14 protein-coding genes are annotated in these 11,965 nt (G+C 66.0%); 6 read left to right on the top strand and 8 right to left on the bottom strand.

From position 1 onward, the window contains the following. Positions 1-52 precede the first annotated feature (52 nt). On the bottom strand, positions 53-373 hold the full coding sequence (locus K7W41_RS06170) for a hypothetical protein (RefSeq protein ID WP_224605781.1): 321 nt from the start codon (positions 371-373) through the stop codon (positions 53-55). A gap of 150 nt (positions 374-523) precedes the next feature. On the opposite strand from K7W41_RS06170, the gene sdhC reads away from it, so the two are divergent. From sdhC to K7W41_RS06150, 4 genes are read left to right on the top strand one after another with little or no spacing between them, the layout of a single operon-like run. Further along, a complete protein-coding gene (gene sdhC / locus K7W41_RS06165) occupies positions 524-943 on the top strand; it encodes a succinate dehydrogenase, cytochrome b556 subunit (protein WP_224605779.1) in 420 nt (139 codons plus the stop codon). Next, positions 943-1,320, top strand: a complete 378-nt coding sequence (locus tag K7W41_RS06160) for a succinate dehydrogenase hydrophobic membrane anchor subunit (RefSeq protein ID WP_224605776.1) — start codon at positions 943-945, stop codon at positions 1,318-1,320. Before sdhC ends, K7W41_RS06160 begins: the two co-directional genes overlap by 1 nt. 25 nt (positions 1,321-1,345) lie before the next feature. After that, on the top strand, positions 1,346-3,097 hold the full coding sequence (gene sdhA, locus K7W41_RS06155; RefSeq protein WP_224605774.1) for a succinate dehydrogenase flavoprotein subunit: 1,752 nt from the start codon (positions 1,346-1,348) through the stop codon (positions 3,095-3,097). Between the two features lie 23 nt (positions 3,098-3,120). Continuing rightward, positions 3,121-3,882 carry a succinate dehydrogenase iron-sulfur subunit gene (locus K7W41_RS06150; RefSeq protein ID WP_224605772.1) on the top strand — a complete coding sequence of 254 codons (762 nt, stop codon included), beginning with the start codon at positions 3,121-3,123 and terminating at the stop codon, positions 3,880-3,882. A gap of 70 nt (positions 3,883-3,952) precedes the next feature. On the opposite strand, the gene K7W41_RS06145 is transcribed toward K7W41_RS06150, so the two are convergent. Both K7W41_RS06145 and K7W41_RS06140 read right to left on the bottom strand, forming a co-directional pair. After that, positions 3,953-4,297, bottom strand: a complete 345-nt coding sequence (locus K7W41_RS06145) for a hypothetical protein (protein ID WP_224605771.1) — start codon at positions 4,295-4,297, stop codon at positions 3,953-3,955. A 152-nt stretch (positions 4,298-4,449) separates the two neighbouring features. Next, positions 4,450-4,959 carry a hypothetical protein gene (locus K7W41_RS06140; RefSeq protein WP_224605769.1) on the bottom strand — a complete coding sequence of 170 codons (510 nt, stop codon included), beginning with the start codon at positions 4,957-4,959 and terminating at the stop codon, positions 4,450-4,452. 95 nt (positions 4,960-5,054) lie between these two features. Between K7W41_RS06140 and K7W41_RS06135 the strand changes: the two genes are divergently transcribed. Then, positions 5,055-5,555 (top strand): hypothetical protein, encoded by a 501-nt coding sequence (locus tag K7W41_RS06135; RefSeq protein ID WP_224605767.1) that lies wholly within the window; start codon positions 5,055-5,057, stop codon positions 5,553-5,555. Positions 5,556-5,901: 346 nt separating this feature from the next. Here K7W41_RS06135 and K7W41_RS06130 read toward each other — a convergent pair whose 3' ends face one another. The 5 genes from K7W41_RS06130 to K7W41_RS06110 form a co-directional block, all read right to left on the bottom strand. Next, positions 5,902-6,441 carry a cyclin-dependent kinase inhibitor 3 family protein gene (locus K7W41_RS06130; RefSeq protein WP_224605766.1) on the bottom strand — a complete coding sequence of 180 codons (540 nt, stop codon included), beginning with the start codon at positions 6,439-6,441 and terminating at the stop codon, positions 5,902-5,904. A 286-nt stretch (positions 6,442-6,727) separates the two neighbouring features. After that, positions 6,728-7,732: a porphobilinogen synthase gene (hemB, locus tag K7W41_RS06125; protein WP_224605765.1), complete on the bottom strand. Its 1,005-nt coding sequence runs from the start codon at positions 7,730-7,732 to the stop codon at positions 6,728-6,730. Positions 7,733-7,821: 89 nt separating this feature from the next. Continuing rightward, entirely contained in the window at positions 7,822-8,142 is a 321-nt protein-coding gene (locus K7W41_RS06120) for a roadblock/LC7 domain-containing protein (RefSeq protein ID WP_224605764.1), read from the bottom strand. Beyond that, on the bottom strand, positions 8,139-8,480 hold the full coding sequence (locus tag K7W41_RS06115; RefSeq protein ID WP_221090663.1) for a roadblock/LC7 domain-containing protein: 342 nt from the start codon (positions 8,478-8,480) through the stop codon (positions 8,139-8,141). Before K7W41_RS06115 ends, K7W41_RS06120 begins: the two co-directional genes overlap by 4 nt. Next, a complete protein-coding gene (locus K7W41_RS06110) occupies positions 8,477-8,827 on the bottom strand; it encodes a roadblock/LC7 domain-containing protein (protein WP_221090662.1) in 351 nt (116 codons plus the stop codon). Before K7W41_RS06110 ends, K7W41_RS06115 begins: the two co-directional genes overlap by 4 nt. A gap of 527 nt (positions 8,828-9,354) precedes the next feature. Between K7W41_RS06110 and gyrA the strand changes: the two genes are divergently transcribed. Then, a complete protein-coding gene (gene gyrA, locus K7W41_RS06105; RefSeq protein ID WP_224605762.1) occupies positions 9,355-11,790 on the top strand; it encodes a DNA gyrase subunit A in 2,436 nt (811 codons plus the stop codon). Positions 11,791-11,965: the final 175 nt, after the last annotated feature.

Below are 11,965 nucleotides of genomic sequence, written 5' to 3'. Positions count from 1 at the left end.
CGGCAGCGGCGGCCCCTATACCCAGGGGCCGCCGCTGCGCTGACTTGGCGAGCTATCCCAGGTCAATATCAATCACAGGTGGCGCGGCCTCCGTCTTCACCGGCTCCGGCTGGCGCTGCACATTCGGAATGGCCACAGGCGTGCTGCGGTCCACAGGCTCGTGGGTCTGCCCAGGCCGCACCCAGGTGGTGCCGGGGCCGGCCGGGCCGCCCAGGGGCCGCTTGGGCGCGGGTTGCGCGGCCTGCCGGGCGGCCCTGATGATGCCGTCCACCTCTTCTTTACTTAACAGGCCCTTCTGTTCCAGGGTCCCCAGAATGCCCAGCACCATCTTGCGGGTGAACTCGGCTTCCAGGGCGGGGTCTTTGGTGCTCATGGGCCACAGGGTAGCGCGCGGCCCGCCCGGCGCGGCGTTCTGCCTGACGGGCCAGGGGCGCGGCCCCCATTCAGCGCAGGATGATAGACTTGTGCCCGTCTGAAAGCGTGGTGTGAATGGTCACCCACTCGGCATAAGGTTCGCCCTAGAGTGTGCGGGCGTAAGGCTGCACCGGCGAAGCGTCCGGGCAAAGACGTTGAGGAGGACTTAAGGATGTACCGAGGAAGAGAGGGGCAGTGGGCCTTCCTGCTTCACCGCCTGTCAGGACTGGCCATTCTGGCTTACCTGTTGCTGCACGTGTTCAGCATTGGGTCGTTCATTTTCGGCGAGCGCTTTTACATGACCATTCACGAGCGTTACGACCTGTGGCCGTTCCGGGTGGGGCTTGTGTTCGTGTCGGCCGGTGTGGTGTACCACGCCTTTAACGGCCTGCGCATCATCATCATGGACTTCACGGGCTTCGGCGTGGCCTACCAGCGCCAGATGTGGTACGGGGTGCTGCTGCTGAGCGTGGCGGCTTTTGTGTACGCCGCCTGGACGCTGTACCCGCGCATCATGGGGGGCTACTGATGATCCGCGCCCGCACCTTCACCGACGCCCGCGCGCAGTCGCACACCAACGCCGAGCTGAACTGGTGGATCTTCATGCGCATCAGCGGCCTGATCCTGATGTTCCTGATTCTGGGCCACATCTACATGACCTTTATTCAGGTCAGCGAGTCCGACGCGACCTTCGACGCGGTGGTGAACAAGCTCGCCAACCCCGCCTGGAAGTTCTACGACTGGCTGATTCTGTCGCTGTCGCTGCTGCACGGGGCCAACGGCGCGCGCTACTCCATTGAGGACTACGTGCGCTCGCGCCCCAACCGCGCCTGGGTCAAGGGTGTGTTCTACACCGTGGTGGCGCTGGTGTTCGCCTTCGGCACCGTGGGCCTGTTCTCCATTTAATTCCCGCAAAGGACGACTGAAAACTATGCATCATCGTTATGACGTGCTGGTGGTGGGTGCAGGCGGCGCCGGGCTGATGGCCGCGCTGTACGCCGCCAAGGGCAACGTGAGCGTGGCCTGTATCTCCAAGCTGTACCCCACGCGCTCGCATACGGGCGCGGCGCAGGGCGGCATTGGCGCGGCGCTGGGCAACGTGCAGGAAGACCACTGGGAATGGCACATGTTCGACACCGTCAAGGGCGGCGACTACCTGACCGACCAGGACGCCGCCGAGGTGTTCGCCAAGGACATCATTGACGCCGTATACGAGCTGGAGCACATGGGCCTGCCGTTCTCGCGGACGCCCGAAGGCAAGATTGCCCAGCGCAAGTTTGGCGGTCACACCCGCGACTTCGGCAAGGCGGCGGTGGAGCGCAGCTGCTACGCCAAGGACCGCACCGGCCACATGATTCTGCAGACGCTGTACCAGCAGAACGTCAAGGCCGGCACCACCTTTTTCAACGAGTTTCACGTCACCGACCTGATCATTGAGGGCGGGCGCTGCCGGGGGCTGGTGGCCTACCACCTCGCCACGGGCGAGATTCACACCTTCCACGCCAAGGCGGTCATTCTGGCGGCGGGCGGCTACGGGCGCATCTTCAAGATCACCTCGAACGCCCTGACGCTGACCGGCGACCTGATGAGCATCTACTACCGCAAGGGGCTGCCGCTGGAAGACATGGAGTTCTACCAGTTCCACCCCACGGGCCTCGCCAAGCTGGGCATTCTGGTCACCGAAGGCATTCGCGGTGAGGGCGGCATTCTGCGCAACGACAGCGGCGAGCGGTTCATGGAACGCTACGCGCCCACCATCAAGGACCTCGCGCCCCGCGACATCGTGTCCCGCTCGATCATCAAGGAAATCCGCGAGGGCCGCGGCGTGGGCCGCGACAAGGACGCCGTCAACATTGACCTGACGCACCTGCCGCGTGACGTGATTGAGGGCAAGCTCGCCGAGATCACCGACCTGGCCCGCACGTACCTGGGCATGGACCCGGTGAAGGACCTCGTGCCGATTCAGCCCACCGCGCACTACGCCATGGGCGGTATTCCCACTGACCTGAACGGCCTGTGCCTCAGTGACGGCTCGGGCGGCAGCATTGAAGGGTTGTACGCGGCGGGCGAGCAGGCGTGCGTGTCGCTGCACGGCGCCAACCGCCTGGGCACGAACAGCCTCGGCGACCTCGTGGTGTTCGGCCGCCGCGCGGGGATCTACGCCGCGCAGTACGCCCGGCAGGTCGAATTCCCCGACATGCCCGAAGGGGCCGAGCGCGAGACGATGGATATGTTCGACCGCCTGCGCAATGGCAGTGGCAAGGACAACGCCGCCGCCATCCGCAAAGAGCTGCAGGAATCCATGATGAACAACGTGGGCATCTTCCGCAACGGCCCCGACATGGAGCGTCAGGTCGGCATTATTCAGGAGCTCAAGGCCCGCTACCACAACGTGACGGTGTCGGACCCCAGCCGCCGTTACAACAGTGAGCTGATCGAGGCGATGGAACTGGGCTTTATGCTTGACTGTGCGGAGGCCATGACCGCCAGTGCCCTGAACCGCACCGAGTCGCGCGGCGCGCATGACCGCGAGGACTACGCCGAGCGCGACGACGCCAGCTGGCTGAAGCACACCATGGCCTACAAGGACCTGAACAAGGACGGCAACGTGGTTATTGGCTACAAGCCGGTGGCCCTAAAGGGCTTCACGCGGGCCTTTGAACCCAAGCCGCGCGTGTACTGAGTCCCCCCTCGCAAGGAATCCCCATGACCCAGACTGCAACCAATACCGGCGTGGTGGCCCCCCTGGGGGTCCCCATGCTGCAACTGAAAGTCAAGGTTCTGCGCTTTGACCCCGAAAAGGACAAGAAGGCGCACTGGACCACCTACGACGTGGAAGCCCAGCCGGGCGACCGCGTGCTGGACGTGATTAACCACATCAAGTGGTACCTGGAACCCAGCCTCACCTTCCGCCGCTCGTGCATGCACGGCATCTGCGGCAGTGACGCCATGCTGATCAACGGCCGCAACCGGCTGGCCTGCAAGACCCTGGTGCGCGACGTGGCGAAAAATGGCGGCACCATCAAGGTCGAGCCGATCCGTGGTTTGAAGGTGGAAAAAGACCTGCTGGTGGACATGGAGCCGTTCTTTGACTCCTACAAGGCGATCATGCCCTACTTCATCAACGAGTCGCCGGCCCCCGCCGCCGAGCGCATTCAGAGTGAAGAGCAGGCCGAGCGCATGGCGCACTCCAGCAACTGCATTCTGTGCGCGTGCTGCACGACCTCCTGCCCCATCTTCTGGGTGAATGGGTCGTACCTGGGCCCGGCCGCCATTGTGCAGGCGCACCGCTTTATCTTCGACAGCCGCGACGAGGCCACGCAGCAGCGCCTGGGCATCATGAACCAGAACACGGGCGTGTGGCGCTGCCGCACCGCGTACAACTGCACCGAAGCCTGCCCGCGCGACATTCCCATCACCCAGCTGATCGAGGAAGTCAAGCGCGCCGTGATGTACGGTCAGGCGTAAGGCCAGCCCTCTTCCCTTTCCGGGCCCCGGCACCTGCTGGGGCCTTTTTCGGTGTGGGGCCGGGTAAGCTTCAACCCGTCTCTTCCAGCCAGCGCACCCGCTTGCCCAGGGCGCGGGCATAGTCGATTTCCTGCTGGGTGTGGTGGCCTACGTAGCCGCCTGGGTTGATCACCAGAATCTCGTCGGCCAGGTCAATCTTGTGGCGGTGCAGTTCGACGAGGCGGTCCAGGGCGGCGGCTCGCTCCCCGGCCGACAGGTGGCTGAAAGCCTCCTCGTCGCGCTGGCGGTGGCTGCCCACGCTGAGGACAATGCGTCCGGCGAGCGTTTCAGCCAGTGACGCTGCGTCGAATTCCGCCAGAAAGCGCACGCTGCCGCACAGGCAGACGATGGTGGGCCGCCCCGGCAGGCGGGTCATACGGCTTCCGGATGATCCGTTGCAGCCCCTCCGCTTCGCTGCGGTGCTTCCACTCCTCTCCGTCACCGTTTTTCCTTCTCTGCTGCGCAGCTCTGCGAGGCCCTCCGGTCGGGTTCATCAGTTATTGCATAACTGATGAACCGGAATCCTTATCAGAACTGCAGGGCGTAGCGCACGCCCGCGCCGTCAAAGCACTCGCCAATGCCGCGTTCCTGGGCGTCCACGGTGAGGGTGCAGGTGAGCAGCGCCGCCGGTTCACCCTGGGCACGGGCGATCAGGTTGCCAGTGTACGCGGGGACCGGGCGCCCGGCGTCCACCCGCGTAGCCGTCTCGAAGGCCGCTGGCGCCGACCCGGTGTTGGAGGCCCCGAACGCCACGCTGACCCCCAGGCCACCGGGCAGGCTGCCGTTGCCAATCAGGTAGGTGCGCCCTGTGTAGGTGCGCTGGCCGATGCGGATGGTGGCGTTGTCCGGCGCAAAGGGGTCGCCCAGCCGGGGCGAGAGGGTGCCGCGCGTGAAGGTCACGGTGCCTTCCTCGCCCGTGGCGGCGTTCACGATGCGGCCCGGGGCAGCCGTGGTCATCGCCGGGGCGCAGGCGGCCAGCAGCGTCAGGAGCCCCGCGCCCAGCAGCGCGGCAACGGAACGTCTGGGGGCAGTGGTCATGGTGTGCCCAGTGTAGAGGGCCCAGCGGCGGGCGGCGTGAACCCTGCGCGAGAATGCGGCGCACCCGGCCTCCGTCACCCTTTACCCTGCGGGGCGTGACCACAGACCCTTCTCCTGCCATTCCAGGCCCGCCTGCGGGGGCGCTAAGCGGCATCTACACCCGAAATTTTGTGTTCAGCACGCGCGCCGCCATGATCGTTGTGTCGGTGCTATCGGCATGCGGCCTGTGGGCGGTGCTGACGGGAATGTTCAGTGGCTGGCAGACCTGGGTCATTCTGGCGGCGGCGCTGTATATGCCTGTGGTGGTCTGGACCTCGGCCCAGCTGCTCCGTCATCCACCCCAGTTGAGTGATGAGGGTCTAACCTTCTACGAACACGATCCTCTGGCGTACGTGGCCACGCGGCGCACCCTGCAATGGGCGGATCTGAGTCGCGCCGTCTTTACACAGGGGCACCCTTACAGGCGGGTGGTCTTTGAACGAGAGGGCGCAGAGAGCATTCGCTTCACCACCAGTGTCCTGACCAATGAAGAGGCGTTCCGCACCCGGCTACGCAAGCGGCTCAAAGCCAACGGCGTTCGCGTGACCTCAGCCTGATACGACTTCTGATAGCGGGAACCACATGACCTGACGGTGAACCCTGCAAGTCATGTGGTGCGAGCGGACTTGCAAAGCTGCGGAGCAGAGCGAGTCACCGCGACAGACAGCGGTTGAAGAGGAGTTGAGGGGGCGCCTGCCTCCCCTGGGCGAAACGGAAGACCGCTGTGAAACATTCCGGCACGTCGTCCGTCATGTCTTCGACCAAAGGGAATCGTGGCGCTGTACAGCCGAGGAGGAGCAACGACGGATGTCCAGACGTCCGACCTGAGAGCGCCCCAGGAGAAGAACATGCCGTTGGTTCCGGGCTGTTGCGCAGACACACGAACTTCGTAGGAGCCTCAGCCTAGCCAGCGAAGTCGTGGATAAACGCTTCCTGCTCCGCTGTTTCTATGGCGTGGGGGCTGCGGGCAGCGCGCACCAGCGCTATGGCGGCCTGGGGACCCAGCCCGGCCTGCACCAGCAGACAGGCGGCGGTCAGGCCCGCCCGGCCCAGGCCGCCCCGGCAGTGCACCACGACCCGGCGCCCATCCAGCAGGTGCGTCATCAGCTCGTCAAGGTAGGCGGCGAAGGCGGCCGTGTCGCGGGGCACGCCCCGGTCGGGGATGGGATACGGCGCCACCGCCAGCGCGTGGGTCCCGGCAGCGTCGTGGTAGCCCTCCAGGCCCAGCAGGTCGAATTCGAAGTCTTCCAGCAGCGGGGCGATCACCTGGGTGCCTTCACGGGCCAGCGTTTGCATATCGGCCGCCAGCTCGCGGTCATGGACCACGCCGGGCTGGTACACACTGCCGCCCTTCTTCCCCGGGGCGAAGGTCAGGCCCAGCTGGCCGGGCCACAGGCTGGTGGGCACCCAGTCCACGCGAATGGGGTTCTGGGCACTGGTCATGCGCGCACCCAGCGCTGGGGCAGCGCCATAGATGCCAGAGAAGGGACCCCAGGCTCAGGGACGGCCCGTCGCCCTTCTTGAGTTGTCCTCATAGGCTCACCTGCTCTTGGGGCCTCAGGCTCAGGGGCGGCCCTTCGCCTTTCTTGAGTTGTCCTCATAGGCTCACCTGCTCTTGGGGCCTCAGGCTCAGGGGCGGCCCTTCGCCCTTCTTGATTTGTCCTCATAGGCCCACCTGCTCTTGGGGCCTCAGGCTCAGGGGCGGCCCTTCGCCTTTCTTGAGTTGTCCTCATAGGCCCACCTGCTCTTGAAGCCAACGGGCCGCGTCCAGCGCGTGGTAGGTGATGATCGCGTCGGCACCGGCACGGCGCATGCCGGTCAATGTTTCCAGAACGGTGCGGCGCTCGTCCATGTAGCCGGCCTGCGCGGCGGCCTTCACCAGTGCGTACTCGCCGCTGACGTTGTAGGCCACCACCGGCAGGTCAAATTCACGGCGCAGCAGACTCAGCACGTCCAGGTAGGCCAGGGCCGGCTTGACCATCAGGGTATCGGCGCCCTGTTCGGCGTCCAGGCGGGCTTCGCGCAGGGCCTCGCGGTAGCCGCCCGCCGGATTCATCTGGTAGCCAGCACGGTTGCCCACGCTGGGCGCGCTGCCAGCCGCGTCGCGGAAGGGGCCGTAGTAGGCGCTGGCGTACTTCACGGCGTAACTCATGATGGGGACGTGCGCAAAGCCCGCCTCGTCCAGTGCTGCGCGGATCGCCGCCACCTGCCCGTCCATCATGGCGCTGGGGGCCACCACGTCGGCGCCCGAGCGCGCCTGCGAGACAGCCGTGCGCGCCAGCAGCGCGAGGCTGGCGTCGTTGTCCACCGTCCAGCCCTCGGCCCCGCTCAGACCCGGCACCTCGCACAGCGGGCCGCAATGGCCGTGGTCGGTGTACTCGCACAGGCAGGTGTCCGCAATGACCGTGATCTGGGGCACCGCCGCCTTGATGGCCCGCGCCGCCCGCTGAATGATGCCCTCTTCGGCATAGGCCTGGGTGCCCAGGGCGTCCTTGTGGTCAGGAATGCCAAAGAGGATCACGCTGGGCACACCCAGGGCCAGGGCCTCTCTGGCCTGCGCCACGGCGCTCTCCACCGAGTGGCGAGAGACGCCCGGCATGGTGGCAATGGGCGTCACGTCCGTCCGCTCGTGCACGAAGATGGGGTGAATGAAGTGGCTGGGGTGCAGCTGCACTTCCTGGGTCAGGGCACGCAGCGCGGGCGTGCGGCGCAGGCGACGGGGGCGGCTTTGCATGTCCCCACGCTAGCGTCTGGCCGCCGGGGCAAATGAACGCGGCCCACGCCAAAGGGCCTGGGCCGGTTCAAGGGAAGTGGACGCGCTGCTCAGGCGTTGCCCAGCAGGCGGCGCACGGCAAAGCGCACGCGACCCAGGCTCCCCACTTCATCAAAGGCGGTCAGCAGAATCTGGTCACCGTGGGGGGTCAGCAGCACGGGGCCGCCGTCCACGTCCAGCAGCAGTTCCTGCCAGCCGGCACTCTTCAGGTTGGTCTGCAGGCTGCCGATCACCGCACGCCCGGCGGCCACCAGGGTCAGTTCGGCGGCCGTCTGCTCGTCGCTTAAGCCGGCCTTGGCCACCACCTGACCGTCAGCCGAGACCAGCGCGGCGTGGCGCACGCCCCGCACCGACAGCAGCTCTGCGATCACGCGCCCTCCGTGCGGGGCAGGTTGGGCAGGTCCAGCACAATGCGCGCCAGCGTCTGCTGGGCGGTGCGGGTGTCGGTGCCGCGCGCCATGGCCGCGCCCAGAATAAAGTCGGCGATGGTCACGGCCACCACCTCAATGCGCTCGCTGGTAAAGGCGATGCGGGTGACCTCGCCCGCCCCCAGGCGGCGGCAGGTGCGGTCCATGCCCACCCGCAGGGCGCTGAGTTCGGCCGCCAGGGCGTCGCCGCCGTCGCCGTGGCCTTCAATGGTCAGGCCGTCGGGGCCCACCAGCGCGGCGGCCACCACGCCGGGCAGGGTGCGCAGAGGATCAAGAATCACAGCGTGGCCTCCAGTTTGCGGGCGGCGTCGCGGCCATACAGCCGGGCCTGGCCCAGGTTGCTGCGGCCGTCAATGGCCAGCAGCAGAAAGTAATCGGTCTTGACCGGGTGCAGGTACACCGCCAGCCGCTCGCCGCGCACGTACAGTTCGCGCGTCTGGCCGCCGCCCAGCGTCATGTCGTAGGCGGACCTGGCCACCCGGAACAGGCCCGCGTGCTCGGCCACCAGAAGGCTCAGATCGGTGTCGGTGGTGCTGTGGCCTTCAATCAGCAGGCCGTCCAGCCCGGCGATGGCCGCCGCCCACGCGCCGTCCACGTCTTTAACAAGTTGGGAGAGGTGATCGAGCATGCTGAGAACATCATAAGGGCCAGTGGCGGCGCAGGGACGAAAGACCGGGACGGGGCGCGGTGGGGGCAATTGGGGGCACCGGGAAGGACAGGCCCAGCAGCGGCGGCAGGCGTCCCCGGGCTGGCTGGACCAGAAGGGTGACAGGCGGGCCCACGGCGCCGGGACCTTCCGGTCCTGAGAGAACACCGCTCCAGAATGCGGAGTCTCCCTTCTTCCCTGTGCATTCAGTCGGCTGGGGGTGCCACTGCGCAGGCGCCATGGCAGGCCGCAGTCAGCGCCCGGGCCCCAGGGCATTGACAGAGGGCATGAAGCGCCATTCTGTCCCCGCAGGCGCCCCCACCGGGGTGGCCGAAACCGCGGCCTCGGCGCAGCTTTTGGGGTACAATAGGCACACTGAGGGAGCGGGTTCTATTACGCCTTAAACAGAATTTCGTGATAGAATCTCTCCATTCCCGGAAAGGCCGGGCCTCGACATTCTGGACTGCGGCGGCCCCCTCTGCGCCGCGCAGCCCCCTGACTGGAGCCACATGACTGGAATTCATCCTGTTGACATCACCAGCGAAGTCAAGACCAACTTCATCAACTACGCCATGAACGTGATCGTGGACCGCGCGCTGCCCGACGTGCGCGACGGTCTGAAGCCGGTGCAGCGCCGCATCATGTACGCCATGCTGCTGGAAGGCCTGTACGCCAACCAGAAGCACGCCAAGAGTGCGTCGGTGGTGGGCGAGGTCATGAAGAAGTACCACCCGCACGGCGACTCGTCCATTTACGACGCGATGGTGCGCCTGGGCCAGTGGTGGAACATGCGTTACCCGATGGTGCACCCGCAGGGCAACTTCGGGTCCATTGACGGCGACCCGCCCGCTGCCATGCGCTACACCGAAGCGCGCATGACCAAGGTGGCCGAGGAAGTCCTGGCCGATCTCGAAAAGAAGACGGTGGACCTCAAGCCCAACTACGACGAGACCACCGAGGAGCCCTCGGTGCTGCCCAGCGCGGTGCCGAACCTGCTGATCAACGGGGCCTCTGGGATTGCTGTGGGCATGGCGACGAACATTCCGCCGCATAACCTCACCGAAATCTGCAACGGCCTGCTGGCGCTGATTGAGAACCCCAACATTGGCCTGGACGAGATGATGACCCATGTGCAGGGCCCGGACTTCCCCACCGGCGGGCGCATCTCCAAGGCGGGCATCCGCGAGGCGTACGCCAGCGGTCACGGCGGCCTGAAGGTGCGCGGCAAGGCCCGCATTGACGAGAAGAACGGCCGCACCCAGATCATCATCTCCGAGATTCCGTATCAGGTGAACAAGACCAACCTGATCCAAACCATCAGCGCGATGTACAAGGCGGGCAAGATCCCGGACATCGCCGCCCTGCGGGACGAGTCGGACCGCAAGGACCCCGTGCGCATCGTGATTGACCTGAAGCGCGGCGCGATTCCCACGCTGGTGCTGAACCAGCTGTACAAGTACACCCAGCTGCAGGGCACCTTCACGGTCATCAACCTCAGCATCGTGAACGGCGAGCCGCGCGTGCTGCCGCTGATTGACACGATGGGGTACTTCCTGGCCCACCGCAAGGATGTGGTGACCCGCCGCACCCAGTACGACCTGGACAAGGCGATGGAGCGCGCCCACATCCTGGAAGGGCTGCTCAGGGCGCTGGACCACATTGATGAAGTCATCAGCCTGATCCGCGCCAGCAACACCGGCGCCGAGGCGCGTGACGCCCTGATGGCCCGCTTTGGCCTGACCGAGGTGCAGTCGCAGGCGATTCTGGACATGCGTCTGCAGCGCCTGGTGGGCCTGGAGCGCGAGAAGCTGCAGGGCGAGTACGACGAACTACAAAAGACCATCGCCTTCCTGCAGTCCATCCTGGGCGACGAGAAGCTGCTGTGGCGCGAGATCAAGAAGGAGATCCGCCACGTCCGCGACGCCTACGGCGACGAGCGCCGCAGCACCATCACGCTGCTGGAAGAGGACATCTCCAAGGAAGACCTGATTGCCGTGGAGGACATGGTGATCACCATGACCAAGGCCGGCTACCTGAAGCGCACCAAGCTCGACGCCTACCGCGCCCAGAGCCGGGGCGGACGCGGTGCCAGCGGCGGCAAGCTGCGCGAGGAAGACGTGAACACCCGCGTGTTCGTGGGCTCCACGCACGACTACCTGCTGTTCTTCACCGATCAGGGCCGCGTGTTCCACGAGAAGATCTATGACCTGCCCGAAGCCGGGCGCGACGCCAAGGGCACGCACATCCGCAACCTGCTGCCCTCCTTGCGCGAGGACGAGAACATTGCCAGCGTGCTGAGCGTGAAGGGCTTTGACGAGGCGGGCTGCTTCATCTTTGCCACCAAGAACGGCATCGTGAAAAAGACGATGATCACCGACTACGGCAACATCACCTCGGCGGGCCTGATTGCCATCAACCTGCAGAGCGGCGACGAGCTGATTGGGGTGGGCATCGTGCAGGACGGCGACCATGTGGTGCTGGCCACCCGCAACGGCAAGGCCATGCGCTTTGAGAGCAGCGAGGTGCGCGACACCGGCCGCGCCACCCAGGGCGTGATCGGTATTCGCCTGCGCGAGGGCGAGGACGACGCCGTGGTGAGCATGGCGCTGGTGCCCGGCAGCGACGCCGACAGCGAACTGCTGGCGGTCAGCGAATGCGGCCTGGGCAAGCGCACCCCGGTGGCCGACTACCCCGCCAAGGGGCGCGGCGGCATGGGCGTGATCACCCTGGACGTGACCGACAAGACCGGCAAGCTGGTGACTCTGGCGCGCGTGGCGGGCAATGAGGAGCTGATGGTCCTGACCGAGAAGGGCACCGTGATCCGCACCCGCGTGGAAGAGGTACGCGTGACCGGCCGCAACGCCCAGGGCGTGAAGGTCATCAACATTGCCGAGAAGGACAGCGTGATCAGCGCCTTCCCCATCCGCCGCGAAGACGAGCTGTAAGCGTCACCGTGACGGGAAGCCGGGGCCGCTGCGCCCCGGTTTTTTTCGCCCCTTCATGGGCCAGCGATGAGAGACAGGGGGAGCAGCGCACACCTGGAAACGCCCACCCAGCGCGCCTCGGCTGCCACATGACCTGGCGGCCAGTCTGTAAGCTCAATACGGATTAAAGAAACAA

Origin of the sequence: Deinococcus multiflagellatus (genome assembly GCF_020166415.1) — a bacterium.
In the GTDB taxonomy this organism is placed as follows: domain Bacteria; phylum Deinococcota; class Deinococci; order Deinococcales; family Deinococcaceae; genus Deinococcus; species Deinococcus multiflagellatus.
Note: the sequence above shows the minus strand (reverse complement) of the source record. Positions and strands in the feature narration are given on the sequence as shown.

Bases quoted from the DNA above. Each gene is read 5' to 3' on its own strand.
- K7W41_RS06170 (WP_224605781.1), bottom strand. From the start codon at position 373: ATGAGCACCAAAGACCCCGCCCTGGAAGCCGAGTTCACCCGCAAGATG.
- K7W41_RS06160 (WP_224605776.1), top strand. From the start codon at position 943: ATGATCCGCGCCCGCACCTTCACCGACGCCCGCGCGCAGTCGCACACC.
- sdhA (WP_224605774.1), top strand. From the start codon at position 1,346: ATGCATCATCGTTATGACGTGCTGGTGGTGGGTGCAGGCGGCGCCGGG.
- K7W41_RS06150 (WP_224605772.1), top strand. From the start codon at position 3,121: ATGACCCAGACTGCAACCAATACCGGCGTGGTGGCCCCCCTGGGGGTC.
- K7W41_RS06145 (WP_224605771.1), bottom strand. From the start codon at position 4,297: ATGACCCGCCTGCCGGGGCGGCCCACCATCGTCTGCCTGTGCGGCAGC.
- K7W41_RS06140 (WP_224605769.1), bottom strand. From the start codon at position 4,959: ATGACCACTGCCCCCAGACGTTCCGTTGCCGCGCTGCTGGGCGCGGGG.
- K7W41_RS06130 (WP_224605766.1), bottom strand. From the start codon at position 6,441: ATGACCAGTGCCCAGAACCCCATTCGCGTGGACTGGGTGCCCACCAGC.
- hemB (WP_224605765.1), bottom strand. From the start codon at position 7,732: ATGCAAAGCCGCCCCCGTCGCCTGCGCCGCACGCCCGCGCTGCGTGCC.
- K7W41_RS06110 (WP_221090662.1), bottom strand. From the start codon at position 8,827: ATGCTCGATCACCTCTCCCAACTTGTTAAAGACGTGGACGGCGCGTGG.
- gyrA (WP_224605762.1), top strand. From the start codon at position 9,355: ATGACTGGAATTCATCCTGTTGACATCACCAGCGAAGTCAAGACCAAC.